The organism is Rubrivivax soli (assembly GCF_049810355.1).
Classification (GTDB): Bacteria; Pseudomonadota; Gammaproteobacteria; order Burkholderiales; family Burkholderiaceae_C; genus Rubrivivax.
Genome location: NZ_CP187368.1, coordinates 2,259,605 through 2,285,669 on the forward strand (window position 1 = coordinate 2,259,605; position 26,065 = coordinate 2,285,669).

The following is a 26,065-nucleotide window of genomic DNA, read 5'->3' on the forward strand; positions in this document are numbered from 1 at the left end:
AAGAACGAAGGGAAGAAGGAATGCAGCGCTTCAGTGGATCGCGGCGGCCGCGGCCTCGCCGCGCTGCAGTTCGCCGCGTTCGAGCACCAGCGTCTCGGTCGGGATGTCGCGCAGCAGGCTGCGGTTGGACTCGGTGACCACCACGCACAGCTCGGGCCGCACCTGGTGCATGCGGTGCAGCGAGGCCGCGTACTGCTGCGCCAGCACCGGGGCCAGGCCCTGGAACGGTTCGTCCAGCAGCACCAGGCGCTCGCCCGCCATCACGGCGCGGCCCAGCGCGGCCATCTTGCCCTGCCCGCCCGACAGCGCGGCGCCCGAGCGCGCGAGCATGGGCTTGAGCTCGGGCACGATGGTCAGCGTCTCGGCCAGGCGTTCGTCGACCGCGGCGCGCTGCATGCCGATCACCTCGCACGGGAAGCGCAGGTTCTCTTCCACCGTGAAGCTGGGGAACATCACGCGGTCCTCGGGCGCATAGCCGATGCCCAGCTTCGCGCGCAGCCGCGCCGGCACGGTGGCCAGGTCCTGCCCGTCGAGCAGCACGCGCCCCGCGTGGCCTTCGCGGAAGCCCATGATCAGCCGCAGCAGCGTGGTCTTGCCGGCGCCGTTGCGGCCGACGACGGCCACCGTGCTGCCACGCTGCAGCTGGCACGAGATGCCGCGGAGCACCGAGATGCCGGCGATGGTGGTGGAGACGTTTTCGAGCGTGAGCATGGCGGTCACTCCCCAATCACGTTCTTGATCACCAACGGGTCGCGCAGCACTTCTTCCGGCGCGCCATCGGCGGCCACCTTGCCGGCGATCCACGCCGCCAGCCGCGTGGCGTAGCGGCGCACGATGTCGATGTCGTGCTCGACGAAGATGCTGGTCACCTGGCGCTCGTCCAGCGCCTGCATCAGCACCGCCATCAGGCCGTGCTTCTCGTCGGTGGAGACACCGCTGGTGGGCTCGTCCATGATCATCAGCTTGGGCCGCAGCACCAGGGCCATCGCCACGTCGAGCAGCTTGCGCTGGCCTTCGGGCAGTGCGCTGGCGAGGTCGTTGGCGCGGTCCTGCAGCTGCAGCAGTTCGATGGTGGCGTCCACCTCGTCGGCGTCCACCGCGGCGGCCAGCGGCCGCCACAGCCCGCCGCGGCGCTGCACCGACGAGGCCGCGATCAGCATGCACTCGCGCACCGTGTGTTCGCCGAAGACCTGCGGCAGCTGGAACGACCGGCCCACGCCCAGCCGCGTGATCGCACGCGGGCTCTGGCCCGTGACCTCGCGGCCGTCGAAGAACACCTGCCCGGCATCGGCCTTCAGGTAGCCGGTGCAGATGTTGATGAAGGTGGTCTTGCCGGCGCCGTTCTGGCCCACCACCGCCAGGCGCTCGCCGGCGGCGAGGTCGAAGTCGATGCCGTCGGCCGCCACCACGCCGCCGAAGGCCAGCGACAGGCCGCGCGTGCTGAGCAGGCCGTGGGGTGCGCCGCTCATGCCTTGGCTCCGCGCAGCTTCTTCTCGAACAGGCCGAAGATGCCGGTGGGTGCGACGAACACCATCACGATCAGCACCAGGCCCAGCACCATCTGCCAGGCGCCGGTCAGCAGCGCTGCGGCATAGAGCTTGACGAACTCGAACACGAAGGCCCCGATGAAGGCGCCCAGGGCATGGCCCGAGCCGCCGAGGATGGCGATGAAGACGATCTCGCCCGAACGCACCCAGTAGCCCATCTCGGGCGTCACCAGCCCCTGCGTGAGCGCGAACACGCTGCCGCCCAGCCCGCACAGCGTGGCCGACAGCACGTAGCCGCCCCAGAACACGCGCTTGGCCGAGATGCCCAGGTACTCGAGCCGCGTCTCGTTGGTCTTGATGGCTGCCAGCGCCTGCCCGTTGACGCTGGCGAAGTAGCGCATCACCAGCCAGCCCACCACCACCGCCAGCGCCAGCGCCAGCACCAGCAGCGCGGTCTCGAAGCCTTCGCGTTCCAACGGCACGCCGCCGAACGTGGGGCGGTCGAAGCGCAGGCCGTCGGTGCCGCCGGTGACGCCGCCGAACTTGCCCAGCACCGAGAACAGCACCATCGAGAACGCCAGGTTCAGCATGCCGAAGAAGATGCCGCGGTAGCGCACCATGAACAGGCCGATCAGCGCGCCGGCCAGCGCCGCCGCCACCGTGCCCAGCGCGATCAGCAGCAGCGCATCGAGATGCCAGGCGCGGCCGGCGAAGGCCACCGCGTAGCCCGACAGGCAGGCGTAGAGCGCGTGGCCGAACGACACCTGCCCGGCGCGCACCAGCACGATGACGCCGGCCACCGCCATGCCGTTGGCCAGCGCCAGCAGCACCGGCGTCTTCATCCACGGTTCGGCCTGGGTGACGGCCAGCACCGCGGCCACGAGAACGGCCACGAGCATCGGAAGTCGGAGCGAGGCGGCCATGCTCAGATCCTCCGCGTCGCGACGGTCGAGAACAGGCCTTCGGGCCGGATCAGCAGCACCGCGACCATGATCAGGTAGGGCATCAGCACTTCCAGTTCGGGCATCAGGTAGATCGAGAACGAACGTGCCAGGCCGATCATCAGCGCCGCGATCGCCGCGCCGCCGATCTGCCCCAGCCCCGCGGTCGCGACCACCGCGAACGACAGCACCATCATGTCGGCGCCGATGCCCGGCGTGAACGAGGTGGTGGGCGAGGCCAGCGCACCACCCAGGGCGCCCAGCATGCCGCCGAGCGCGATGGTCAGCCACGTGACGCGGTGCGTGTTGACGCCCATCGCGGTGGCGATCTCGCGGTGGTGCGTGACGGCCGTGACCTGCCGGCCCAGCGCCGTCCTGCCCAGGAACCAGCGCAGCCCGACGAACGCCGCCACCGCCACGGCCGGCAGCACCAGCAGCTGGTAGCGTGTGTAGGTGACGCCGGCCACCTCCAGCGTGCCGAGCTGGTTGACGACGTCGGAGACGAACACCGGCTGCACGCCCCAGATCAGGCGCTGCAGGTCCTCCAGCACCATGAAGGCGGCGAAGGTGACGAGCAGCTGCAGGATCGGGTCCTTGTCGAGGATGCGGCGCAGCAGCGCGAACTCGAGCACCGTGCCGAGCAGCCCGCCGATGACGATGGCCGCCACGAACAGCGCCGGCAGCGCCAGCCACGGCGGCAGCGCGAAGCCGGTGATGGCCAGCCCCAGCGTGGCCGCGAAGTACCCGCCCCAGGCATACAGGCTGCCGTGGGCGATGTTGAGGATGCGCATGACGCCGAAGATCAGCGTCAGGCCGAGCGCCACCAGGAACAGCAGTGCCGCGTACGACACGCCGTCCATCAGCGCCAGGGCGATCAGAGCAGGTTCCATGAGCAGTTCACAAGTAGCGCCCGGATTCCGTCGCGAGCGGGCTCAGCCCGGGCCGAGCAGCGCAGCCGTACTCCCGTACGGCGAGCCGCGCAGGCCCGGGATGTGCCCGCGCAGCAGGAAGACGGGTGCTACTTGAAGGGGTGGGTCTTGAACTGCTCGGTGCTCAGCACCCGCGCCAGCGACGGATTGATCGACTTCACCCAGGTCGGCGACTGCTGCCCCGCGGGCGTGGTCACCAGCTCGGCCGGCACCAGCACCATCTGGTCGATGACGGCGAACGGGTACTTCGGGTCGCGCTTGGTCACGCCCAGCAGCTGCGCTTCCAGGCCCTGGCCGTCCTCGCGCATCGTGATCTCGCGGCCGTAGGCCTTGAACTTCATCGTGCGCATCGCCTCGGCCACCTGCTCGGGCGCGGGCCACTTGCCGCCGTTGGCCTTCATCGCCGCCTCGTAGCCGGTCTTCAGGCCGAACAGCGCCTGCGCCATGTGGTACGCGGGGTAGATCGGGTAGGCGCCGGTCTTGGCCTTGAAGCGGGCGACAAAGTCCTTGTGCTTCGGGTCGTTCTGCGTCTCGGGGTGGGCCCAGTAGTGGTCGCCGCGCGCGCCGGCGATGATGCCGGCCGGCACCGCGGCACCCAGGCGTTCGAGCGAGCTCTCGATCAGCGGCATCACGTAGGTGGCGCCGCTGTTGAACAGGCCGCGCTGGCCGCCCTGGCGCACGAAGGTGTCGAGGTCGCCGCCCCAGCTGGTGTTCAGCACCACGTCGGGCCGCAGCGCCTGCAGGCGCGAGATCTCGGTCGAGAAGTCCGAGGCGCCGAGCTTGGGGAACATCTCGGCCACCACGCGCACGTCGGGCTTGAAGACCTTCAGCGTGTTGATGAAGATCTCCCACGAGTCGCGGCCCCACGCGTAGTCCTGGTTGACCACGGCCACGGTCTTGAAGTCGGGTCGGTGCTTCATCAGGTACAGCACCGTGGCCACCATCTCGGTGGTGGCGTTGGCCTGCGTGCGCACCACGTACTTGTAGCGCTTGGCCTCGAGGATCTTCTCGGTGCCGCAGTCCCACATCACGTTCAGGACCTTCAGGTCCTCGGCCACCGGCGCGATGATGTTGCAGTTGCCGCTGGAGATGGAGGCGAGCATCGTGCGCACGCCCTGCTCCTGCACCAGGCGGCGGTACTCCGACAGCAGCTTGTCGCCGCCGATGCCTTCGTCGATGAAGGTCGGCACGACCTTCGCGCCGCCGATGCCGCCGGCCTTGTTGATGTCGTCGATCAGCATCTCGGCCGCGGCCTTGGCCGGCACGCCGAACACCGACGCGGCGCCCGAGGTGAAGGTGGTGATGCCGATCTTCAGCTCGGCCGGCTTGTCCTGCGCGGCGGCAACGCCATGCACCATCGCCAGCGCGGCGACCGCGCTGCTGAGTAGGAAGCGCTTCATCATGTCTCCTGGTTGTCTGCGGCCGGTGGCGACCTGGGCCTTGCAGTGCGGCTGCGAGTGTGCCAACGCAGGGGGCGCAGCCCTATTCGACTTTGCGAAACCACGACTTCCTGAAAATGGAAGTCCGGGCTTGCACCGACGGTGCGCGCAGCGCGCTCAGGCCGTGGCGATCCAGCCTTCCACCGGGTCGGTGTGCGCGGGCAGGCCGCCCTCGGGCTGCGCGCTGGCCCAGCCGGCCTGCAGCAGGCACAGCGCGGCGTCCAGCCGGTCGCCCGAGGCATCGTCGACCAGCGCCTCGCGCTGCGCGTGCGTGAGCTTCAGCCGCAGGCCCAGCCGCGTGCGGCCCTGCTCCAGCGCGTCGACGATGTCCTTGCGCGCGATCAGCCGCTCGGCGCTGTCGTCGTTCTTGTAGGAGCGCCGGCCGATCAGCTCGAAGGCCAGCAGCCCGGGGTAGCCCTCCACCGCCACGCGCGCGGGGTCGCCCGCGTGCAGCCGCGGCAGGTGCACGCCGGCCTGCAGCAGGCGCGAGAAGCCTTCGAAGTACATGAAGCCCACCGGCACGTAGCGTGTCTGCAGCGGGCTCGACGAACGGATCCCGGGCATGGCGCCGTCGGTGGCGCGGTGCAGCAGACGCTGCCCGGCGGGCTGCGTGTTGCCCCAGGCGTCGACCAGCGCGCGGAAGTCCATGCGCGTGGCGCAGCGCGCGCGCAGCGCGGCATTCACGGCCGCGGCGCTGTCGCCCAGGGCCTGCGCATCAACGAAGCCGCGCGGCAGGCCGAAAGGGAAGTCGAAGGCGCCGAACCACGGCCCGGGCGTGGCCAGCAGGGCCTCGAAGCCGGCCAGCGAGGGCAGCGCGTCCAGGCCGTCCAGGCGCAGCACGTCGCCGGCGCGCCGGCCGCGGGCCACGGTGATGGGCTTCTTCTTCGTGGGTGCGCTGCTGAAGTCCACACCCCACAGCGGCTGCATCGTGTGCACGGGCATCGCGGCATTGTGGTGCAGGGCCGGCGCTACAGTCGTGGCATGCACACGAGCAACCCCATCCTCGCCCAGGCCTGGCGCGGCGGCATCGTCGAGTCGGCGCACCGCGGCGCCTGGGCCGTGGTCGACGCCGACGGCACGCTGCACAGCAGCGCCGGCGACATCGACCGTCCGATCTTCCCGCGCAGCGCCGTCAAGGTGCTGCAGGCGCTGCCGCTGGTGGACAGCGGCGCGGCCGAGCGCTACGGCCTGACGGACGCGCAGCTGGCGCTGGCCTGCGCCTCGCACGGCGGCGAGCCCGCGCACACCACCGCCGCCGCGGCGATGCTGGCGCAGGCCGGCGTGGACGTGCAGGCGCTGGAGTGCGGCGCGCACTGGCCCTACCGCGACGTGACGCAGCGCGAGATGGCCGCGCGCGGCGAGACGCCCACCGCGCTGCACAACAACTGCTCGGGCAAGCACAGCGGCTTCGTCTGCCTGGGCTGCCACATGGCCGGCAGCGGCGATGCACGCGGCTTCCTGCGCGGCTACGTGCAGCCGCAGCACCCGGTGATGCGCGAGGTGACGGCGGCGCTGCAGGCCAGCACCGGCTACGACCTCGCCGATGCAGCGGTCGGCACCGACGGCTGTTCGATCCCGACCTACGCGATCCCGCTGCGCCACCTGGCGCTGGCCTTCGCACGCGTGGGCACTGGCCAGGGCCTGCGCCCGGGCCATGCGGCCGCGGCGCGGCGGCTGCGTGCGGCGGTGGCCGCGGCGCCGTTCCAGGTGGCGGGCACGGGCCGCTTCGACACGCGCGTGATGGAACGCCTGGGCGCCCGCGTGTTCTGCAAGGTCGGCGCCGAAGGCGTGTACTGCGCGGCGCTGCCCGAGGCCGGTCTGGGCGTCGCGATCAAGATGGACGACGGCAACACCGCGCGCGGCTGCGAGGTCGTGATGGCCGCGTTGATCGCGCGCCTGGTGCGGCTCGACGACGCCGAGCGGGGCTTCGTCGCCGGCCTGGCCGACATGCCGCTGCACAACTGGAACGGCATCGCCGTGGGCCGGCTGGCGGCGGCGCTGGACTGATCCACGCACCGCGCCGCGGGGGCCGCTCACCGCGGCCGGCCGAGGCGCTCGATCCAGCCGAACAGGCCCTGCACCAGCAGCGCCAGCACGGCCGCCGGCAGCGCGCCGGCGAGCATCGCGTCGCTGTCGTTGACGGCCAGCCCGGCGACGATGCGCTCGCCGTAGCCACCGGCACCGACGAAGGCCGCCACGGTGGCGGTGCCGACGTTGATGACGGCCGCCGTCTTCACGCCCGCCCACAGCACCGGCATGGCCAGCGGCAGTTCCACCGCGCGCAGCGCCTGTGCCGGTGTCAGGCCCAGCGCCCGCGCCGCCAGCGACAGCCCCGCCGGCACGCCCTGCAGGCCTGCATGCGTGTTGCGCACGATGGGCAGCAGCGCGTAGACGAACAGCGCCAGCAGCGCCGGCACGAAGCCGATGCGCCCGAGCAGCGCGATCAGCACCGCCAGCAGCGCCAGCGACGGCACGGTCTGCAGCACACCCACCAGGCCCAGCAGCGGCCCGGCCAGCCGCGGACGGCGCCAGGCCCACAGCCCCAGCGGCACGCCCACGACGACGGCCAGCGCGAGCGAGCCGAAGACGAGCGCCAGGTGCTGCAGCGTCAGCCGCGCCAGGTCGGGCGCGAACAGGCGGTCGGCGAAGCTCTGGCGTGCTGGCGGTTGCGCCGTCGGCTGCTGCTGCGCCTGCTGCGGTTGCGCCGCTGCGCCACCCGCCAGGAAGCGCCGCGCCACGTCGGCGAAGCTGCGGCCGTCGAGCTCGACCTCGGCGTTCAGCGCGATCATCGTGCGTTCGTCCAGCCGCCCGGCCAGCGGCAGCAGCGGTGTCACGTCGACGCCGCTGCGCATCAGCAGCACGGCGTCGTACTTGGGGAAGAAGCCGCGGTCGTCCTGCAGCACGCGCAGCCCGGCGCGGCCGATCTGCGCGTCGGTGCTGTAGACGTCGATCAGGTCCACCTGCCCCGCCGCGAGCGCGGTGTAGGCCAGGCCGTGGTCGAGCCCGCTGCCGCCGGCCTGCGGCAGCGCGTAGGCGCGGCGCAGCGCCGGCCAGCCGTCGGCGCGCACCAGGAATTCGTGGCTCAGGCCCGGCCGCAGCGTGGCGTGGCGCGCCAGGTCGGAGATGCTGCGCACGCCCAGCCGCTCGGCCAGCGCCTCGGGCATCGCCAGCGCGTAGGTGTTGTTGAAGCCCAGCGGCACCGCGGCCTTCAGCCCGCGCGGCGCCAGCCAGGCATTGAGCTGCTCCAGCGTCGGGTTGCCGTCCTTCTGCAGCAACTCGCGCACGATGGTGCCGGTGTACTCGGGGTACACGTCCACCGCGCCACTGGCCAGCGCCTGCGCCAGGATGCCGGTGTTGCCCAGGCCCTGCCGGTGCGTGGCCAGGGTGCCGGCGGCCACCAGCGTCTGCGCCACGATCTCGCCGAGGATGTACGACTCGGTGAAGCGCTTGGAGCCCACCACCAGCGGCTCGGCCGCCAGCACCGGCGCGCCGACCAGCAGCCACAGCACCAGGATCGACAGGCGGCGCAGGCAGGACGTGGTCATGGGCGGGAGCGGCCGTGGCGGGGATCGGCCCATTGTCCGCCGCGCCGGCCCCGCGCGGCGCCGCGCTACGCCGCGGCTTCGTTCGCCGCCTGCGCGCGCAGCACCTCGCCGCGCACGGCTTCGGTCAGCTCGGCCTTCAGCGCCACGAAGGCCGGCGAGGTCTTCACCGCGTAGCTGCGCGGGTGCGGCAGCGCGACGCGGCGGTCGAGCACGATGCGCCCGGGCCGCGCGCTCATCACCACCACGCGGCTGCCCATGAAGACGGCTTCGTCGATGTCGTGGGTGACGAACAGCACGGTCTTGGCCTGTGCTTCCCAGATGCCGAGCAGCAGCTCCTGCATCAGCTCGCGCGTCTGGTGGTCGAGCGCGCCGAAGGGTTCGTCCATCAGCAGCATGCGCGGGTCGTTGGCGAGCGCACGCGCCAGCGCCGTGCGCTGCTGCATGCCCCCCGAAAGCTGCTTCGGGTGGTGCCCGGCAAAGCCCTTCAACCCCACCTTGGCCAGGAAGCCGTGGGCAATCTCCAGCTGCTGCGCACGCGGCAGGCCGCGTTCGCGCAGGCCGAAGCACACGTTGTCCAGCACCGTGAGCCAGGGGAACAGCGTGTAGCTCTGGAACACCATGCCGCGGTCGGCGCCGGGGCCGCTGATGCGGCGGCCATCGAGCAGCACCTCGCCCGCGGTCTGCGTGTCGAGGCCGGCGACGATGCGCAGCAGCGTGCTCTTGCCGCAGCCGCTGGGGCCCAGGATGGTGATGAAGTCGTTCTCGGCGACGTCCAGGTCGGTGGCCTGCAGCGCCAGCGTGGAGCCGCTGGCCGACGCGAAGCGGCGTTCGACGCCGCGCACGGTGAGGACGGTGTTGGGCATCGGGGGGGTGGTCCTTCAGCGCCCCAGCTGGGCCCAGGGGAAGAGCCGGCGGTTGGCCCACTTGAACAGCAGGTCGCTCACCAGCCCGATGAGGCCGATGACGATGATGCCGAAGATGATCTGGTCGGTGGCCAGCAGCGCCTGGCTGTCGGTGATCATGTGGCCGATGCCGGTGGATGCGCCGATCAGCTCGGCCACGATGACGTAGGTCCAGGCCCAGCCCAGCACCATGCGCAGCGTCTCGGCGATCTCGGGCGCGGCGCCGGGGATCAGCACGCGACGGATCAGGCCGCGGTCCGAGACACCCAGCGTGTAGGCCGCCTCGACCAGGTCGCGCCGCGTGTTGCCCACCGTCACCGCGATCATCAGCACCAGCTGGAAGAAGCTGCCGATGAAGATGACGGCCAGCTTCTGCGCTTCGCCGATGCCGGCCCACAGGATCAGCAGCGGGATGAAGGCGCTGGCCGGCAGGTAGCGCGCGAAGCTGACGAAGGGCTCGAAGAAGGCCTCGACCGGCTTGTAGGCGCCCATCGCCACGCCCAGCGGCAGTGCGATGGCCGCGGCGATCAGGAAGCCGCCCAGCACGCGCCACACCGTCCACAGGATGTCCCAGCCGAAGCCCATCTCGGTGAGCAGCGTGTGGCCGCTGACCAGCATGGTCCAGGGGTCGGCGAGGAAGGTCTTGCTGACGAAGCCGCCGAACGTGGCCGCCGCCCACACGGCCACGAACAGCACGAAGAAGCTGATGCCGAGCACGACACGCGTGCCCGGCGCCACGGGAACCAGTGGCTTCACGGCGCGGTCACTTGATGAATCTGGTGTCGGCCAGCTTGCTCAGGTCGGGGATGGCCCGGATGATGCCGGCCTCCAGCAGCAGCTCGGCCGCCTCCTTGCTGAACGCCAGGTGCTCGCCGGCGAAGAAGGCCTGGTTGGCGGCGCGGTCCTGCCAGCGCAGGTAGGCCTGGCTCTTCTCGAAGGCCTCGCCCGTCTGCTTGACGTCGGCGCCCATGATCTCGAAGCTCTTCTTCGGCTCGGCCTTGATCATGGCCACGGCGTCGAAGTAGCCGTCGGCCAGCGCCTTCGCGGCCGCCGGGTTCTTCGCCAGGAACTCGGGCGTGCAGCCGAAGGTGTCCATCACCATCGGGTAGTCCAGCGTGGTGGCGATGATCTTGCCGGCCTCGGGCTTGGCACGCACCGCGCCCAGGTAGGGCTCGTAGGTCATCGCGGCGTCGACGCCGGCGGTGCCGGCGATCATCGCGTTGGCCGCGGCCTGCGGCTCCAGGTTCACGATCTTCACGTCCTTCAGGCTCAGGCCGTTCTTCTTCAGCATCCAGGCCAGCGTGAAGTACGGTGCCGTGCCGGGCGCGCTGGCGGCCACGGTCTTGCCCTTCAGGTCGGCGATCTTCGTGATGCCGGGCTTGACCACCATGCCGTCGGCGCCGTAGCTTTTGTCGAGCTGGAAGATCTGCGTCGTGGCCACGCCGTTGGCGTTCCAGACGACCCAGGTCTCGACCGTGGTGGCCGCGCACTGGATGTCGCCGCTGGCGATCGCCAGGTGGCGGTCCTTCTGCGGGATCTTCTTGATGCTGACGTCCAGCCCGTGCTTCTTGAAGAGACCGGCTTCCTTGGCCAGCGTCAACGGTGCGAAGCCGGTCCAGCCGGAGATGCCGATGGCGACCTTGGTCTCCTGCGCCGCAGCGGCCAGGGCCAGGGTGGACAGGGCGACGGTGATCAGGGTCTTCTTCATGGGGCTCCTCGGTGGTGTGGCGGGGCGGAAACGGGTGGGGCAGGCGGGAATCAAGCCGGTGTCCAGAGCGCCGGCAGATCCGGCAGCGTTCGCAAGATGCGCGCCAGCGCACCGCCGTGCACCAGCGCCGCGGCGGCTTCGATGTCGGGCGCGATGTAGCGGTCTTGCGCCATCGCGGGGCAGTCGCCGCGCAGCAGCGCGTGCGCCGCCTCCAGCGGTGGCGAGCTCTGCAGCGGCCGCAGGAACTCGATGCCCTGTGCCGCGGCCAGCCACTCGATGGCCAGGATGTGCGCGACGTTGTCGATCATCGGCTGCAGCCGGCGCGCCGCGAAGGTGGCCATCGAGACGTGGTCTTCCTGGTTCGCGCTGGTGGGCAGGCTGTCGACGCTGGCCGGGTGCGCCAGGCTCTTGTTCTCGCTGGCCAGTGCCGCGGCGGTGACGTGCGCGATCATGAAGCCGCTGTTCAGCCCGGCGTTGGCCGTCAGGAACGGCGGCAGCCGCGAGACGTTGCTGTCGATCAGCATCGCGATGCGGCGCTCGGCGATGGCGCCGACCTCGGCGATGGCACACGCCATCGCGTCGGCCGCCAGCGCCACGGGCTCGGCGTGGAAGTTGCCGCCAGAAATCATGGTGCCCCCGGTCTCCCTGCGGTCGCCACCCCCCGAGGGGGCCGTCGCCGGACCGGGAGACCCGGATCCGGCGGTGCCGTCCTCGGCAAAGACGAGCGGGTTGTCGGTGACGGCATTGGCTTCGCGCAGCAGCACCAGCGCGGCGTGGCGCAGCTGGTCGAGGCAGGCGCCGACCACCTGCGGCTGGCAGCGCAGGCAGTATGGGTCCTGCACGCGGTCGTCGCCATCCTGGTGCGACGCGCGGATGGCGCTGCCGGCCAGCAGCTGGCGGTAGTACTGGGCCACGTCGATCTGCCCGGGCTGGCCGCGCAGCACATGGATGCGCGGGTCGAACGGGCCGTCGCTGCCGCGCGCGGCATCCACCGTCAGCGCGCCGATCAGCAGTGCCGCTTCCAGCACCGGCTCGAACGCGAACAGCGCGTGCAGCGCCAGCGCCGTGCTGGTCTGCGTGCCGTTGATCAGCGCCAGCCCTTCCTTGGCGCTCAGCACCAGCGGCGCGATGCCGTGGGCGCGCAGCACCTCGGCGGCGGGCCGGCGCTGGCCATCGACGAGGAACGCGCCTTCGCCCAGCAGCGCCAGCGTCATGTGCGACAGCGGCGCGAGGTCGCCCGACGCGCCGACGCTGCCCTGGCTCGGCACCCAGGGCACGAGACCGGCGTTGTGCACCGCCAGCAGCGTGTCGATGACCACCGGCCGCACGCCCGAATGCCCGCGCGCCAGGCTCGCGGCCTTGGTCGCCAGCATCAGCCGCACCACCGGCGGCGACAGCGGCGCGCCCACGCCCACGCTGTGGCTGCGGATCAGGTTCAGCTGCAGCGTGGCCAGGTCGGCTTCGCTGATGCGCGTGCTGGCCAGCTTGCCGAAGCCGGTGTTGACGCCGTAGACCGCGGCGTCGCCCTCGGCCGCGGCGCGCACCACCGCCGCGCTGGCCAGGATGCCGGGCAGCGCCCGCGGGTCCATCAGCAGCGGCTGGCCGCCGGCGTGGATGGCCTGCAGTTCGTCGAGGCTCAGCGCGCCCGGTCGCAGCAGCATCAGCGCACCATCGGCAGGTTCAGGCCGTGGTCCTGCGCGCAGGCCTTCGCGATGTCGTAGCCGGCATCGGCATGGCGCATCACGCCGGTGCCGGGGTCGTTCCAGAGCACGCGTTCGATGCGCTGCGCGGCGGCCTCGGTGCCGTCGCAGACGATGACGACACCGCTGTGCTGGCTGTAGCCCATGCCGACCCCGCCGCCGTGGTGCAGGCTGACCCAGGTGGCGCCGCCGGCGGTGTTCAGCAGCGCGTTCAGCAGCGGCCAGTCGCTCACCGCGTCGCTGCCGTCCTGCATCGCCTCGGTCTCGCGGTTGGGGCTGGCCACCGAGCCGCTGTCGAGGTGGTCGCGGCCGATGACGATCGGCGCCTTCAGCTCGCCCGAGCGCACCATCGCGTTGAAGGCCAGGCCGGCGCGGTGGCGCTCGCCCAGGCCGATCCAGCAGATGCGCGCCGGCAGGCCCTGGAACGCGATGCGCTCGCCGGCCATGTCGAGCCAGCGGTGCAGGTGCCGGTTCTCGGGGAACAGTTCCTTCATCTTCGCGTCGGTCTTGCGGATGTCTTCCGGGTCGCCGCTCAGCGCCACCCAGCGGAACGGGCCCACGCCACGGCAGAACAGTGGCCGGATGTAGGCCGGCACGAAGCCGGGGAAATCGAAGGCGTTCCGGACGCCGGCGTCGAGCGCCACCTGGCGGATGTTGTTGCCGTAGTCCACCGTGGGCACGCCCATGGCCTGGAAGTCGAGCATCGCCTGCACGTGCTGCGCGCAGCTGCGCGCGGCGGCCTCGCGCAGCGTGGCGTGCTGCGTGTCGTCGGCCTGCGCGGCGCGCCAGCGCTCGACGCTCCAGCCCGCGGGCAGGTAGCCGTGCACGAGGTCGTGTGCGCTGGTCTGGTCGGTCACGAGGTCGGGCCGCACGCCGCGGCGCACCAGCGCGGGCAGGATCTCGGCGGCATTGCCCAGCAGCGCGATCGACACCGCGCGCTTCTCGGCCGTGTAGCGCGCAATGCGCGCCAGCGCGTCGTCCAGGTCCGCGGCCTGCTCGTCGACGTAGCGGCTGCGCAGGCGGAAGTCGATGCGGCTCTGCTGGCACTCGATCGTCAGGCTCACGGCACCGGCGAAGGTGGCCGCCAGCGGCTGCGCGCCGCCCATGCCGCCCAGGCCGGCGGTGAGGATCCAGCGGCCGGCGAGATCACCGCCGTAGTGTTGCCTGCCGGCTTCGACGAAGGTCTCGTACGTGCCCTGCACGATGCCCTGGCTGCCGATGTAGATCCAGCTGCCGGCCGTCATCTGGCCGTACATCATCAGGCCCTTGCGGTCGAGCTCGTGGAAGTGCTCCCACGTCGCCCACTTCGGCACCAGGTTGCTGTTGGCGATCAGCACGCGCGGCGCGTTCTCGTGCGTGCGGAACACGCCCACCGGCTTGCCGCTCTGCACCAGCAGCGTCTCGTCGGGCTGCAGCCGCCGCAGGCTGGCCAGGATGGCCTCGAAGCAGTCCCAGTTGCGCGCGGCCTTGCCGATGCCGCCGTAGACCACCAGCGCGTCGGGGTTCTCGGCCACCTCGGGGTCGAGGTTGTTCTGCAGCATGCGGTAGGCCGCCTCGATGAGCCAGTTGGCGCATGCGATCTCGGTGCCGCGCGGGGCGCGCACCGGGCGGGGCTGCGCGGTGGTGTGGATGGCGGACAGGTCGGTCATGGCGGCAGCTCCCCGGCGGTGCGATGGGCGCACTCTACTTGTCTAGACAAGTGAACGCAAGTAGCATGACCGGCATGGTTTCCCCCAGCACCGCGGCGCCGGCATCCACCCCGCCCTACGCCCGCGTGAAGCAGTTCCTGAAGGACGGCCTGGCCGCCGGCCGCTGGGCGCCGGGCGCGCTGATGCCGTCGGAATCGGAGCTGGTGGCGCAGTTCGGCGTGAGCCGCATGACGGTGAACCGCGCGCTGCGCGAGCTGCAGGCCGACGGGCTGGTGCAGCGCACCCAGGGCGTGGGCACTTTCGCCGCACCGCTGCACCGGCTGGCGGCGCCGCTGGCCATCCGCGACCTGCACGAAGAGCTGGTCGAACGCGGCCAGCAGCACACCACCGAGGTGCAGCTGTGCCGCGAGGAACGCGCGCCCGCCGCGCTGGCCGCACGCCTGGGCCTGAAGGCCGGCGCACGGGTCTTCCACGTGCTGCTGCTGCACCGCTGCAACGGCGTGCCGCTGCAGTGCGAAGACCGCTACGTGGTGCCGGCCTGGGCGCCCGACTTCCTGGACACCGACTTCCAGACCACCACGCCCACGCACCTGCTGCTGCAGCGCGTGCCGCAGTGGGAGGGCCAGTACAGCATCGAGGCCGCCGCGCCCACCGAGCAGGAGGCGCGGCTGCTGCAGGTCGCCCCCGGCGATCCCTGCCTCGTCGTCGTGCGCCGCACCGAGAGCCGCGGCAGGCCCATCACCCTCGCGCGCCTCGTGCACCCCGGGCAGCGCTACACCATCGAAGGGCGCTTCAAGCCATGACGCAAATCGCCACCGCCGCCATCGTCGCCGACTGCATCGCGGCCACCCCCTGGAAGAACGGCGGCGGCCTCGCGCGCGACCTGCTGTTCTGGCCCACGGTGGAAGGCTGGCGCGTGCGGGTGAGCCTGGCCGACATCACGCGCGACGGGCCGTTTTCGCCCTACCCCGGCGTCGACCGCTGGTTCGCGGTGGTCGAAGGCCCGGGCGTGGAACTGCAGCTCGCGCTCGGCGCGCACCTGCAGCGCCTGGGCGACGCGCCGGTGCACTTCGACGGCGTCGAGGCGCCCGGGTGCCGGCTGCTCGACGGCCCCACGCGCGACCTCAACCTGATGCTGCAAGGTGGTGCGCGCGGCGTGCTGCGCCACGGCCCGCGCTTCGACGAGGACTGGCCCGTGCGCGGCCGCTACGACCCGGCCACGCACACGCTGCACTGGGGCCTGCCGCCCGGGCCGCTGCAAGGCCCGGCCGACAGCCTGTGGCTGGGCGTGGCGCCGTGAGTCCCCCACCATGACCACCTCCCTGTGGCGCCACGCGCGCCTGACCACGCTGGCCGGCACCGGCTGGTGCGACATCGACCATGGCGCCATGGTGGTGCAGGGCGAGCGCCTGGCCTGGGTCGGCCCCGACGCCGACCTGCCGCGCGACCTGCAGGTCGATGCCGAACACGACCTCGGCGGTGCGCTGGTCACGCCCGGCCTGGTCGACTGCCACACGCACCTGGTCTACGGCGGCCACCGCGCGCGTGAGTTCGAGCTGCGGCTGCAGGGCGCCACCTACGAGGAGATCGCCCGTGCCGGCGGCGGCATCCGCAGCACCGTGGCGGCCACACGCGCTGCCGACGAGGCCACGCTGCTGGCCGGCGCCACGCAGCGCGCGCGCGCGCTGATGGCCGAGGGCGTGACCACGCTGGAGGTGAAGTCGGGCTACGGCCTGTCGCTGGAGCACGAGGCACGCTGCCTGCGCGTGGCGCGTGCGCTCGGCACCGCGTTGCCGCTGACGGTGCGCACCACCTGCCTGGCAGCGCACGCGCTGCCGCCCGAGTTCGACGGCCGCGCCGACGCCTACATCGACGCCGTCTGCCAGTGGCTGCCGGCGCTGCAGCAGCAAGGGCTGGTGGATGCGGTCGACGCCTTCTGCGAGCGCATCGCCTTCAGCCCGGCGCAGACGCAGCGCGTGTTCGACGCCGCACGCGCGCTCGGCCTGCCGGTGAAGCTGCACGCCGAGCAGCTCAGCGACCAGGGCGGCGCGGCGCTGGCCGCGCGCAGCGGCGCGCTGAGCTGCGACCACCTGGAGTGGCTGTCCGACGACGGCGTGCGCGCAATGGCCGCCGCCGGCACCGTGGCCGTGCTGCTGCCGGGCGCGTTCTACTTCCTGCGCGAGACGCGGCTGCCGCCGGTGCAGGCGCTGCGCGACGCCGGCGTGCCGATCGCGCTGGCCAGCGACCACAACCCCGGCTCCAGCCCCGGGCTGTCGCTGCTGCTGATGCTGAACATGGGCTGCACCTTCTTCCGCCTGACGCCCGAGGAAGCCCTGCGCGGCGTGACGGTGCACGGCGCGCGTGCGCTCGGCCTGCGCGACCGCGGCACACTGGCACCCGGCCAGCGCGCCGACTTCGTGGTCTGGAACGTCGCGCAGGCCAACGAACTGGCCTACGGCTTCGGCCACAACCCCTGCCACCGCGTCGTGGTGGCGGGCGAGGAATGTCTGTGAGCGCCATCTACACCCTGCACCGCGGCACGCTGCCGCTGCTCGTGAGCCTGCCCCACGTGGGCACGCACATCCCGCCGGACATCGCCGAGCGCCTGCAGCCGCGCGCGCTGCAGGTGGAGGACGCCGACTGGCATCTGGACCAGCTCTACGCCTTCGTCGTCGAGATGGGGGCGAGCCTGCTGGTGCCGCGCCACGCGCGCTACGTGGTCGACCTGAACCGGCCGCCCGAGAACACGCCGATGTACCCGGGCGCCAACAACACCGAGCTCTGCCCGACGCGCTTCTTCACCGGCGAGCCGCTGTACCGCGCGGGCCAGGCGCCGGACGACGCCGAGGTGGCCGCGCGCGTGGCCACCTACTGGCGCCCGTACCACGACACGCTGGCCGCCGAGCTGGCGCGCATGCAGCAGGAACACGGGCACGCGCTGCTGTTCGACGGCCACAGCATCCAGTCCGAGCTGCCGTGGCTGTTCGAGGGCCGGCTGCCCGACCTGAACCTGGGCACCGCGAACGGCAGCAGCTGCGCGCCGGCGCTGCGCGCGCGCTTCGCCGAGGTGCTGGCCGCGCACACGGCGCGTCCGCACTTCAGCCATGTGATCGACGGCCGCTTCAAGGGCGGCCACATCACGCGCCACTACGGCCGGCCCGCGCACGGCTGGCACGCGGTGCAGATGGAGATGTGCTGGCACTGCTACATGACACCGCCGCACCGGTACGACGCGCAGCGTGCAGCCGCCGTGCAGCCGGTGCTGCGTGCGCTGCTGCAGGCGATGCTGGACTGGCGGCCGTGAGCGTGCAGGGCACCGCCGCCGCACCGGCCCTGCTGTGGGCACCCGCGGCCTGGGTCGGCGGCCGCTGGCAGGCCGGCGTGCTGCTGCGCGCCGGCGCCGACGGCCTGTGGGCCGAGGTGCGGGCCGGTGTCGCCGCACCGCCCGGTGCCGAGGTGCTGCCCGGCCCGGTGCTGCCCAGCCTGGTGAACGCGCACAGCCACGCCTTCCAGCGTGCGTTCGTCGGCCTGGCCGAGCGCCGCGACAGCGCACACGACGACTTCTGGAGCTGGCGCGACCGCATGTACGGCGTGGCGCTGCGCATCACGCCGGCGCAGCTGCGCGCGCTGGCGGCGCAGCTCTACGCCGAGCTGCTGGACGGCGGCTACACGCAGGTCTGCGAGTTCCACTACCTGCAGCACGCGCCAGACGGCAGCCGCTACGCCGATCCGGCCGCGATGCTGCAGGCGCTGGCCGATGCCGCGGCCGAGGTCGGCATCGGCCTGACGCTGCTGCCGGTGCTGTACGAACGCGCCGGCTTCACGCAGCCGGCGCTGCGCGACGACCAGCGCCGCTTCGCCACCAGCGCCGACGAGGTGCTGGCGCTGCAGCGCGCCGCCGCCGGCATGGGCGCGCTGGTGACGGCCGGCGTGGCGGTGCATTCGCTGCGCGCGGCGCGGCCGGCGTCCATCGTCGCGCTGGCCGAGCGCAGCAGCGGGCCGCTGCACGTCCACGTCGCCGAACAGACGGCCGAGGTCGACGACTGCCTGGCCGCCACCGGCTGCCGCCCGATCGACTGGCTGGCGCGGCACGCACCGCTCGACGCGCGCTGGCAGCTCGTGCACGCCACGCACAGCGTGCCGGGCGAGATCGCCGCCGTGGCACGCGCCGGTGCCGGCGTCGTGCTGTGCCCGGGCACCGAGGCCAACCTGGGCGACGGCCTGGCCGACCTGCCGGGCTGGCTGGCCGCGGGCGTGCCGCTGTCGGTGGGCTCGGACAGCCAGGTGCTGCGTGCGTGGCCCGAGGAACTGCGCTGGCTCGAATACGGCCAGCGCCTGGCGCTGCGCCAGCGCAACGTGGCCGCCGATCCCGGCCACGAGCCCGCCACCGCGGCCCGGCTGTTCGAGCGCGTGCGCGCGGGCGGCGCTGCCGCCGCCGGCCTGCCGCGCTGGGGCCTGGAGCCCGGCGCGCGTGCCGACCTGCTGCTGCTGGACGCCTCCTGCCCCGGACTGGCCGGCCTGCCGGCCAGCCACCTGCTCGACGGCCTCGTGTTCGCGGCTGCGGCACGGCCGTTTGCGCGGGTGCTGGTCGCCGGCCGCTGGCGCTGGCCCGACGACGCCGCCGTCGCCGCCCGCGCCGGGCGCGCGGCCGCCGTGATGCACCAGCTGTGGGCACAGTGAGCACTCTGTCGCACGGCCGCGACGCGGCAGCGCGCGGGCCCGGATCTCCACCGTAGGCAGGCGCTGCCACCCGACCCTACACTCGCCGGCACAGGGCGGAATCGTTGGGATGTGCCGCACTGCAAGCGCCCGCTGGCGGCCGCGGCCCCCACAGAGTGACCAGAACCCATGAGCGCTGACACGCAGGCTTCGTCGTTGCAGGTCGACCCGGGTCGGCGCTACCTCACCCTGCTGTTCTCCGACCTCTCCGACTCCACCGCGCTGGCCGCGGCGATGGAAGCCGAGCACTACGCGGCGATGCTGTCGCTGCTGCGCCGGGCCTACCAGGACACCATCGCGCACCACGGCGGCGTGGTCGTGCGTGTGCAGGGCGACGGACTGCTGGCGATGTTCGGCCACCCGCAGACGCAGGAAGACGACGGCCGCCGCGCGGTGGAGGCCGCACTCGACCTGCACGCCCGCGTGGCCGCGCTGCGCCCCGAGGTGCCCCTGCCGGACGGCCGCACGCTGAGCCTGCACACCGGCATCCACGCCGGGCTCGTGCTGCTGGAAGCCGGCGACATCGAACGCGGGCGCTTCGAGCTGCTGGGGCCGGTGCCCAACATCGCGTCGCGCCTGTCCGACGCTGCCGAGGCGCACGAGATCCTGGTCAGCGACGAGAGCCTCGGCCCGGCCGCCGCCTACTTCGACACCAGCCCGCCGCGCGCGCTGCTGGTGAAGGGACGCGAGGCGCCGATCCGCGTCTACACGGTGCGCGCGCGCGCTGCCGTGGCCTCGCGCTTCGAGGCGCGTGCGCGCCGCGGCTTCGCGCCCTTCGTCGGCCGCCAGGCCGAACTGCAGGCGCTCCAGGAGCAGCTGCAGCTGGCGCTGCAGGGCACGCCGCAGCTGGCGGTGGTGGCCGCCGCACCCGGCCTGGGCAAGACGCGCCTGACCGAGGAGTTCCTGCGCCGGGCCGCCGCGCACCAGTGCGCGGTGCACCGCGGCTTCTGCGAAAGCTACCTCGGCGCGGAGCCCTTGCAGCCCTTCCTGCAGATGCTGCGCCAACTCGTCGGCCTGCAGCACGGCACCCCGGCCGCCGAGGCCGCCGCCGCAGTGGACGCGGCGCTGGCAGCGATCGACCCCGCCTTGGCGGCCCAGCGCGGCGAGCTGCTGCGCCTGCTGTCGGTGGCCGACGCCGACACCACGGAGACAGCACCTCGGCCAGCACCCGAACAGACGGTGGCGGCGCTGTGCGCGCTGTTCGCGGCGCTGCTGCGGCAGCGGCCGCAGGTGCTGTTCATCGACGACTGGCAGTGGGCCGACGACGCGTCCAACCAGGTGCTGCGCGCGTTGCGCACGCTGCAGGGCCAGCCGCTGCTGGTGGTGCTGGCCACGCGCGGCTTCGGCATGGCCGACGCGCCGGCCAGCGCCGATCGCGTGCTCGAGCTGGCCCCGCTGACCGAGGCCGAGGCCGGCGCCACGATCACCGGGCTGCTGCCGCAGGCCGACCCGTTCGTCGTCGGCGAGATCCACCGCTACGCCGGCGGCAACCCGTTGTTCCTGGAAGAGCTGTGCCACCTGGCGCAGCACGACGAGACGCTGCGCAAGGTGGGCCGCATGCCCGCCGGCGCGGCCTGGATGAACCCGCTGGTCGAGTCGCGCGTGGAACGCCTGCCGCCGGCGCAGGCTGCGGTGGTGCGCGCGGCGGCGATCGTCGGCAACGTCGTGCCGGCCTGGCTGCTGCAGCACCTCACCGGCCACCGCGAAGACGACCCCGAGGTGCGGGCGCTGGCCGAGCAGGACTTCCTGTTCCCCGGCGACAGCGCCGGCACGCTGCGCTTCAAGCACGGCATCACGCGCGACGTGATCTACCACTCGGTGGGCCTGCACGAGCGGCGCGCGCTGCACCTGCGCATCGCCGCCGCCTTGCAGGGCGCCGCGCGCGACGAGAGCCTGGAGGCGCTGGCCTACCACTTCGAGGCCGGCGGCGACCCCACGCACGCCGCCCAGTACGCCGAAGCCGCGGGCGACAAGGCCGTCGCGGCCTCGGCGCTCGACCGCGCCAAGGCCCAGTACCGCGCCGCGCTTGCGGCGCTGGACCGCCTGCCGGCCACGCCCGCACGCGACCGGCTGTGGGTGGCGATCGCGCAGCGCCTGGCGCTGGTGTGCGTGTTCGACGCCTCGCGCAGCGACCTGCCGCTGTTCGAACGCGCGGTGCGCCTGGCCACCGCCGGCGGCGACGACACCGCGATCGCCCGCACGCGCTACTGGCTGGGCTTCATGAACTACTCGCTGGGCCATGCGCGCGCCGCCATCGCGCACTGCGAGGCCGCCCACGACGCCGCGCTGCGCGCCGGCGACAACCCGCTGCTGGTGCAGATCCAGGCCACGCTGGGACAGGCGCACACGGCCGCCGCGCACTACCCGCGCGCGCTGGCGCTGCTGGACGAGGCCATCGCCATCAAGCGCCAGCACCGCAGCGGCCGGCGCACGGCCGTGGGGCTGGCGTTCTCGCTGGTCTGCCGCGGCTACGTGCTGGGAGACCGCGGCGAGTTCGCCAACGCCCACGCCTGCTTCGACGAGGCCATGCAGTGCCTGGTGGGGGTGACCCACGAGATCGGCACCACCATCCACGGCTGGCGCGCCGCGGTGCTGCTGTGGCAGGGGCGCTGGCACGACGCGCTGGACGCGGCCGAAGCCTCGGCGCACAGCGCGGCGGCCACGCGCAGCCTGTTCCAGCTGTCGATCGCGCGCGCGATGGCGGGCTACGCGCGCTGGATGCTGCACGGCGAGCCGGCGGCGCTGCAGTCGATCGCCGACGCCACGGCCTGGCTGCAGCCGAGCCAGGGCAACCTGTACCGCTCGCTGAACCACGGCTGGCTGGCCGACGGCCACGCCGCTTTAGGCGACCACGCCGGCGTGCGCCATGCCGCTGCGCAGGCGCTCGCGCGTGCACGCGAAGACGACCTGGTGGGCGTGGCGATGGCCTACCGCGCGCTGGCCACCAGCGTCGCGGCGCAGGGCCCGCGCGGCGAGGCCGCGATGCAGCGCTACCTGGCGCTGGCGCAGCGCACCGCGCAGCGCCGCGACAGCGCCCACGAAGCCGCGGCCACGCTGCTGTGCGCAGCACGCTGCCGGCTCGGCCTGGGCCAGCGCGCAGCCGCCGCCGCGCTGGCGCAGCAGGCGCTGACCGCCTTCGACGCGATGCAGATGCCCTGGCACCTGGACCAGGCGGGCGCGCTGCTGGCCGAGGCTAGTTCGCGGGCGGGATGAGCGTGAGCTGGATCGCCGAGCCGGTGGGCCGCAGCGTGCCGGCTTCCAGCAGCGCGCTCAGCACGCCCAGCAGCACGCCGGTGGCCATCGCGTAGCCCGGGCAGGCGTGCGGCGGCGGCGTGCCGGCCCGGCGGTCGCCGCCGAACATCAGCATCGGATCGCCGCCGTCGGCCAACGCCGAGGCCAGGCCCACCACCACGCGGCGCGCCGGATCGGTGGGCGCCTCGCCGCCGACGCTGGCCCCGGGCGCCGCGGTGCGCCACACCATCTCGGGCACGGGGCGCCGTGCCATGGTCTGCAGCAGCGGCGTGCCCAGCACCGCCTGCGCGCGCTGCAGTGCGGCCTGCAGGCGGGCCTGCGCGGCGGCCTGCGGGTCCGCCGGGGGCGGTGCCGGCGCGGCTTGCGCCGCGCGGGCGTCGGCCAGCTGCTGCTGCAGCGTCCACAGGCTGCGGTCGTCGATCCAGCGTCCCACCACGCGCACGAAGTTGCCGTGCACCGTGGGCGGAAAGCCCAGCATCGTGCCGGCCAGCGTGCGCTCCAGCAGGTCGGGCGCGGCGCCCGGCAGCGCCGCCTGGTCCAGCGCGTCGCGGATGGCCGTGCCCAGCCGGCCCAGTGGCGGCTGCGGCTGCCGCAGCAGCGCCGCGAACGCCTCGCGCACGGCCGCGCCCTGCTCCGGGCCCTGCTGCGCGACGGTGTCGTTGGGGTGTGGCGAGAACACGTAGCGCGAGGTCGTCAGCAGGTGGCCCGGGCAGCGCGCCGGCAGCGCCGCGCCACTGGCACTGCGGCCGCCCGGCACCATCAGCGGCGGCGTCGGTGGGTTCGGCGGCACCGGCTCGGGCAGGCCGAACCAGCGGGTGCACAGCGCCGCGAGCACGTTCTCGCTCAGGCTCAGCAGGTCCACCGCCACCTTGCCGCCTTCGCTGGGCAGCGCCTGCGTGAGCTGGATGAAGCGCGCCAGCACGGCCTCGGCGGTCTTGCGTGCGGCCATGAAGGCCTCGGCCTCGGAGACGGCCTCGATCAACGGGTTCACGACGTCGGCCACCTGGCGCTCGGCCGTTGCGACGTGGGCGTCCACCCCCAGGTAGCCCGCGCCGATCGACTGCGTCATGCGATCGCCGTAGCCGGCCACGGAAAACCGCCGGCCGTCGTCCTGCAGCACCTGCTGCACCTGCGAGGCACCGCCCACCAGCAGGCCGAACGCGGTGGCCTGCGCGCCGCCGTGCACGTCGCGCACCACCCGCCACGGCGCGTCTGCGCGCTCGGCCGTCGGTGCGTCGAGCCGCTCGCGCCACGCCGCGATCTCCGGGTCCTCGGCCGGCGCGCTGGCTGACGCACCGGCCGGCGCACCGCCACGCGTTCCTGCGCGTGTGCCCGCACGCGCGCCGACCGGGCCGGCCACGGTCCGGGGCACCGGGGGCGGTGCCGTGAACTTGTCGAGGGCGCGCACCGCCTTCAGCGACGGCGCGAACAGGTACAGCCCCCACTGCAGCGCCACGAAGGCCTGGTCGCCGAGGTCGACGCGCTGCACCTCGCCCTGTGCGTCGACGAAGCGGAAGGTGCGGCGTTCGCCGGGTTCGGGCACGCCAAGCAGCGGGTCGGCCTGCGCCGACGACACGCCCGAGCTGTTGCCGCCGGCGACCCAGCGCTGCAGCAGCTCGAACTGCTCGGCGATGCTCGCGCAATAGGCCATGAAGACCAGGCCGCGTTCGGCCTCCAGGTCCAGCGGCGACCGCACCTGCGGGCCGTAGGACATGCCGCGCCGCACCACGCGCGGCGTGTAGGGCCGGCCGTCGCGCGGGTGCATGCGCCGCACGTGCGACTGGAACGGGCACGCCCGGCCCTGCGGGTCGGCCTGGTAGTCGAAGTCGTTGCGCAGGTCGCCGGGCGGCAGCACCAGGGCCGAGCCGTCCTGGCGCCGGCCCATCATGGTCTCCAGCAGCGGGCGCTGCAGCGCGTGCGCGGCGGCACTGTTGGGGGCCAGCTGCCGCGTCTGCTGGTCGAGCACGCGGTCGAGCACGTCGACGCGCTGGCGCAGCTTGCGCACCACCAGGAAGCTGCCGTTGTCCAGAAGCGCGTTCGGCGGCGGCAGGCGCCGCGGGTCGTCGCGGTCGTTCGGGTGGCCCAGCAGCACCTCGCCCAGCGGCACGGCGTCGGGCCCGCGCGGCTGGCCGGGCACCAGCCGCTGCGGCAGCGGCTGGCTCAGCCCGTCGACGAATCCGAAGTGGCCGCGCGCGACACTGCCGCCCGGCACCGGGCCGGGCAGGGGCTGGCGCCAGCTGCGCATGGGCTGCACGCTCAGCACCGCGACGCCGGTGCCGGCGGCCGCGGCCTGCTGCACCTCGGCCGCCAGCTCCGGATGCAGGTCGGGGCTGTCGGTGCCCGCGTCGGCCAGCCGCAGCACCAGCACCAGGTGCACGGTGGAGAGATCGACCTGGTCGGTGCGCGGCGGCACCACGGGCGGCCAGTTGCGCAGCGGGCGCTGCCAGTTGTCGGGGTGGTTGCCGCGCACGTCGCCCAGCAGGCCGGCACGCGCTTCCATGCCGTCGGCGAATTCCTGCGGCAGCGCGTCGAGCCACTGCGCATGCACGCCCAGCGCCTGCAGCCCGGCGTAGGTGCAGGCCAGGTTGCGTGCCACGCCGCCCACGGGGGCCTCGCCGTCGCGGCTGAGCGCCAGCTTCTTCAGCCAGCGGCGCGCCGCGGCGGCGTCGGTCACCTGCATCAGCACCAGCGCACCGTGGGTCATGCCTGCGTAGCCCTGCACGATGCCGCCTTGTGGCAGCTTCGGCGTGAAGGCCGGCGGCGCCGGCACGGGCGGCACCGTGTCGGGCTGTCGGAACCAGGCCAGCTCGTCGCGGAAGGCCTGCTGCAGCGGCGCCAGCCGCGGGTCCAGGAACAGGCCTTCGCCGTCGAGCGTGCGGAACTCCTGCAGCAGGCTGTGCGCGAAGCGCAGCAGCACGAGGTCGTCACGCCGCGTGTTGGCCGGGAACATGGCGGCCAGCCGGTACAGGCCCTTCAGCGTGCGCAGCGAGACCGCCGCGGCGGTCAGCGGGTCGCGCCGCGCTTCCTGCAGCGCGCGCCGCGCCACCTCGGCCTGCGCGGCGACCGACAGGCCGGCGATCGCGCGGTCGGCCGCGCGCGGGTCGCGGCTCTCGCGCTGCACGCGTTCCAGCTCCTCGAGGTAGGCCTTGTCGCCCAGCGTCATCGCCGAGTCGGCGTAGAAGAGCCCGTCGGACAGCTCGTTCCTGCGCACCCAGGCGCTGTACTCGGCGAAGCTGCTGCTGCGCGAGCCGGGGTAGTCGGGGTTGTGGCAGAACAAGGCGTCGAGCAGCGGCCCGATGTCGCGGTAGATCACGCGCATGTAGGGCTCCCACCCGCCGTCGAAGGTGACGTTGAGCGACAGCTGGTGCGGCCCTTCGCCGCTGGCGCCTTCGCCGTAGCGCGGCGTGATGGCATAGCGGAAGCTGTGGATGATGCCGAAGCGGCCGATGGTGTCGGCGAAGGGCGAGCGCGCGGGCGCGGCTTCGCGGGTGTACAGGCGGGCGTTGTTCAGCGCCTTCAGCAGCCGGTGCAGGCGCTCGACGTAGCTGATGCTCTCGAAGCCCGGCACGAAGCCGTCGCGCACGGGCGCCAGCACGGCGAGGTTGGTGATGCCGCGCAGCTGCGTGCTGCCGAACGAGACGGTCATGGGTGATTCCTCCGATGCCGGTCCGGACGTCGTTCCCGCGACATGGAGCCGGGGACATCGCGCCGGTAACGGACGTGTTACAGACTAGCGGCTGCCTGCCGGAGCGCCATCGGGTGAACTGAGGATCGACCCCGAGGCGGCGGCGTCG

Annotated in this window: 20 protein-coding genes; 7 read left to right on the forward strand and 13 right to left on the reverse strand. The window is 73.1% G+C overall.

Going from position 1 to position 26,065, the window contains the following annotated elements; all coding sequences use genetic code 11:
- Positions 1 to 30 precede the first annotated feature (30 nt).
- The 6 genes from ACPOLB_RS10220 to ACPOLB_RS10245 form a co-directional block, all read right to left on the reverse strand.
- Positions 31 to 711, reverse strand: coding sequence for an ATP-binding cassette domain-containing protein (locus tag ACPOLB_RS10220; protein WP_425261244.1), 681 nt, complete (start codon positions 709 to 711; stop codon positions 31 to 33).
- 5 nt (positions 712 to 716) lie between these two features.
- Positions 717 to 1,469 (reverse strand): ABC transporter ATP-binding protein, encoded by a 753-nt coding sequence (locus ACPOLB_RS10225; RefSeq protein ID WP_425261245.1) that lies wholly within the window; start codon positions 1,467 to 1,469, stop codon positions 717 to 719.
- Entirely contained in the window at positions 1,466 to 2,410 is a 945-nt protein-coding gene (locus ACPOLB_RS10230; protein WP_425261246.1) for a branched-chain amino acid ABC transporter permease, read from the reverse strand. Before ACPOLB_RS10230 ends, ACPOLB_RS10225 begins: the two co-directional genes overlap by 4 nt.
- Positions 2,411 to 2,412: 2 nt before the next feature.
- Positions 2,413 to 3,318, reverse strand: a complete 906-nt coding sequence (locus ACPOLB_RS10235) for a branched-chain amino acid ABC transporter permease (RefSeq protein ID WP_425261248.1) — start codon at positions 3,316 to 3,318, stop codon at positions 2,413 to 2,415.
- A 128-nt stretch (positions 3,319 to 3,446) separates the two neighbouring features.
- Positions 3,447 to 4,757 (reverse strand): ABC transporter substrate-binding protein, encoded by a 1,311-nt coding sequence (locus ACPOLB_RS10240; protein ID WP_425261249.1) that lies wholly within the window; start codon positions 4,755 to 4,757, stop codon positions 3,447 to 3,449.
- Between the two features lie 156 nt (positions 4,758 to 4,913).
- Positions 4,914 to 5,738 (reverse strand): DUF429 domain-containing protein, encoded by an 825-nt coding sequence (locus ACPOLB_RS10245; protein ID WP_425261250.1) that lies wholly within the window; start codon positions 5,736 to 5,738, stop codon positions 4,914 to 4,916.
- 39 nt (positions 5,739 to 5,777) lie between these two features.
- On the opposite strand from ACPOLB_RS10245, the gene ACPOLB_RS10250 reads away from it, so the two are divergent.
- The gene (locus tag ACPOLB_RS10250) at positions 5,778 to 6,803 is read left to right on the forward strand and encodes an asparaginase (protein WP_425261251.1); all 1,026 of its coding nucleotides are present in this window, start codon (positions 5,778 to 5,780) and stop codon (positions 6,801 to 6,803) included.
- Positions 6,804 to 6,829: 26 nt separating this feature from the next.
- Here ACPOLB_RS10250 and ACPOLB_RS10255 read toward each other — a convergent pair whose 3' ends face one another.
- The 6 genes from ACPOLB_RS10255 to hutU form a co-directional block, all read right to left on the reverse strand.
- Positions 6,830 to 8,341, reverse strand: a complete 1,512-nt coding sequence (locus tag ACPOLB_RS10255; RefSeq protein WP_425261252.1) for a glycine betaine ABC transporter substrate-binding protein — start codon at positions 8,339 to 8,341, stop codon at positions 6,830 to 6,832.
- A 65-nt stretch (positions 8,342 to 8,406) separates the two neighbouring features.
- Positions 8,407 to 9,204, reverse strand: coding sequence for an ABC transporter ATP-binding protein (locus tag ACPOLB_RS10260; protein ID WP_425261253.1), 798 nt, complete (start codon positions 9,202 to 9,204; stop codon positions 8,407 to 8,409).
- A gap of 15 nt (positions 9,205 to 9,219) precedes the next feature.
- Positions 9,220 to 9,999 carry an ABC transporter permease gene (locus ACPOLB_RS10265; RefSeq protein ID WP_425261254.1) on the reverse strand — a complete coding sequence of 260 codons (780 nt, stop codon included), beginning with the start codon at positions 9,997 to 9,999 and terminating at the stop codon, positions 9,220 to 9,222.
- Between the two features lie 7 nt (positions 10,000 to 10,006).
- On the reverse strand, positions 10,007 to 10,951 hold the full coding sequence (locus ACPOLB_RS10270; RefSeq protein WP_425261255.1) for an ABC transporter substrate-binding protein: 945 nt from the start codon (positions 10,949 to 10,951) through the stop codon (positions 10,007 to 10,009).
- Positions 10,952 to 11,001: 50 nt separating this feature from the next.
- Entirely contained in the window at positions 11,002 to 12,612 is a 1,611-nt protein-coding gene (hutH, locus tag ACPOLB_RS10275) for a histidine ammonia-lyase (RefSeq protein WP_425261256.1), read from the reverse strand.
- A complete protein-coding gene (gene hutU / locus ACPOLB_RS10280; RefSeq protein WP_425261257.1) occupies positions 12,612 to 14,300 on the reverse strand; it encodes a urocanate hydratase in 1,689 nt (562 codons plus the stop codon). The genes hutH and hutU overlap by 1 nt, the downstream gene beginning before the upstream one ends.
- 74 nt (positions 14,301 to 14,374) lie before the next feature.
- On the opposite strand from hutU, the gene ACPOLB_RS10285 reads away from it, so the two are divergent.
- The 6 genes from ACPOLB_RS10285 to ACPOLB_RS10310 all read left to right on the forward strand — a co-directional run bounded on the left by ACPOLB_RS10285 (position 14,375) and on the right by ACPOLB_RS10310 (position 22,232).
- A complete protein-coding gene (locus ACPOLB_RS10285; protein WP_425261258.1) occupies positions 14,375 to 15,103 on the forward strand; it encodes a UTRA domain-containing protein in 729 nt (242 codons plus the stop codon).
- Complete coding sequence (locus tag ACPOLB_RS10290; protein ID WP_425261259.1) at positions 15,100 to 15,600, forward strand: HutD family protein; 501 nt, start codon at positions 15,100 to 15,102, stop codon at positions 15,598 to 15,600. Before ACPOLB_RS10285 ends, ACPOLB_RS10290 begins: the two co-directional genes overlap by 4 nt.
- A 10-nt stretch (positions 15,601 to 15,610) precedes the next feature.
- A complete protein-coding gene (hutI, locus tag ACPOLB_RS10295) occupies positions 15,611 to 16,813 on the forward strand; it encodes an imidazolonepropionase (RefSeq protein WP_425261260.1) in 1,203 nt (400 codons plus the stop codon).
- Positions 16,804 to 17,604: an N-formylglutamate deformylase gene (gene hutG / locus ACPOLB_RS10300; RefSeq protein ID WP_425261261.1), complete on the forward strand. Its 801-nt coding sequence runs from the start codon at positions 16,804 to 16,806 to the stop codon at positions 17,602 to 17,604. The genes hutI and hutG overlap by 10 nt, the downstream gene beginning before the upstream one ends.
- A complete protein-coding gene (hutF, locus tag ACPOLB_RS10305) occupies positions 17,601 to 18,980 on the forward strand; it encodes a formimidoylglutamate deiminase (protein ID WP_425261262.1) in 1,380 nt (459 codons plus the stop codon). Before hutG ends, hutF begins: the two co-directional genes overlap by 4 nt.
- Before the next feature lie 168 nt (positions 18,981 to 19,148).
- The gene (locus ACPOLB_RS10310; RefSeq protein ID WP_425261263.1) at positions 19,149 to 22,232 is read left to right on the forward strand and encodes an ATP-binding protein; all 3,084 of its coding nucleotides are present in this window, start codon (positions 19,149 to 19,151) and stop codon (positions 22,230 to 22,232) included.
- Here the strand turns inward: ACPOLB_RS10310 and ACPOLB_RS10315 are convergent.
- Positions 22,213 to 25,917 carry a Dyp-type peroxidase gene (locus ACPOLB_RS10315; RefSeq protein WP_425261264.1) on the reverse strand — a complete coding sequence of 1,235 codons (3,705 nt, stop codon included), beginning with the start codon at positions 25,915 to 25,917 and terminating at the stop codon, positions 22,213 to 22,215. The genes ACPOLB_RS10310 and ACPOLB_RS10315 overlap by 20 nt on opposite strands.
- Positions 25,918 to 26,065: the final 148 nt, after the last annotated feature.

Excerpts from the sequence above, each read along its gene's own strand:
- ACPOLB_RS10285 (WP_425261258.1), top strand. The coding sequence starts at position 14,375 with ATGGTTTCCCCCAGCACCGCGGCGCCGGCATCCACCCCGCCCTACGCC.
- ACPOLB_RS10315 (WP_425261264.1), bottom strand. The coding sequence starts at position 25,917 with ATGACCGTCTCGTTCGGCAGCACGCAGCTGCGCGGCATCACCAACCTC.
- ACPOLB_RS10290 (WP_425261259.1), top strand. The coding sequence starts at position 15,100 with ATGACGCAAATCGCCACCGCCGCCATCGTCGCCGACTGCATCGCGGCC.
- ACPOLB_RS10245 (WP_425261250.1), bottom strand. The coding sequence starts at position 5,738 with ATGCCCGTGCACACGATGCAGCCGCTGTGGGGTGTGGACTTCAGCAGC.
- hutI (WP_425261260.1), top strand. The coding sequence starts at position 15,611 with ATGACCACCTCCCTGTGGCGCCACGCGCGCCTGACCACGCTGGCCGGC.
- ACPOLB_RS10220 (WP_425261244.1), bottom strand. The coding sequence starts at position 711 with ATGCTCACGCTCGAAAACGTCTCCACCACCATCGCCGGCATCTCGGTG.
- hutU (WP_425261257.1), bottom strand. The coding sequence starts at position 14,300 with ATGACCGACCTGTCCGCCATCCACACCACCGCGCAGCCCCGCCCGGTG.
- ACPOLB_RS10250 (WP_425261251.1), top strand. The coding sequence starts at position 5,778 with ATGCACACGAGCAACCCCATCCTCGCCCAGGCCTGGCGCGGCGGCATC.
- ACPOLB_RS10260 (WP_425261253.1), bottom strand. The coding sequence starts at position 9,204 with ATGCCCAACACCGTCCTCACCGTGCGCGGCGTCGAACGCCGCTTCGCG.
- hutH (WP_425261256.1), bottom strand. The coding sequence starts at position 12,612 with ATGCTGCTGCGACCGGGCGCGCTGAGCCTCGACGAACTGCAGGCCATC.
- ACPOLB_RS10310 (WP_425261263.1), top strand. The coding sequence starts at position 19,149 with ATGAGCGCTGACACGCAGGCTTCGTCGTTGCAGGTCGACCCGGGTCGG.
- ACPOLB_RS10235 (WP_425261248.1), bottom strand. The coding sequence starts at position 3,318 with ATGGAACCTGCTCTGATCGCCCTGGCGCTGATGGACGGCGTGTCGTAC.
- ACPOLB_RS10225 (WP_425261245.1), bottom strand. The coding sequence starts at position 1,469 with ATGAGCGGCGCACCCCACGGCCTGCTCAGCACGCGCGGCCTGTCGCTG.
- hutG (WP_425261261.1), top strand. The coding sequence starts at position 16,804 with ATGTCTGTGAGCGCCATCTACACCCTGCACCGCGGCACGCTGCCGCTG.
- ACPOLB_RS10270 (WP_425261255.1), bottom strand. The coding sequence starts at position 10,951 with ATGAAGAAGACCCTGATCACCGTCGCCCTGTCCACCCTGGCCCTGGCC.
- ACPOLB_RS10255 (WP_425261252.1), bottom strand. The coding sequence starts at position 8,341 with ATGACCACGTCCTGCCTGCGCCGCCTGTCGATCCTGGTGCTGTGGCTG.
- ACPOLB_RS10240 (WP_425261249.1), bottom strand. The coding sequence starts at position 4,757 with ATGAAGCGCTTCCTACTCAGCAGCGCGGTCGCCGCGCTGGCGATGGTG.
- ACPOLB_RS10230 (WP_425261246.1), bottom strand. The coding sequence starts at position 2,410 with ATGGCCGCCTCGCTCCGACTTCCGATGCTCGTGGCCGTTCTCGTGGCC.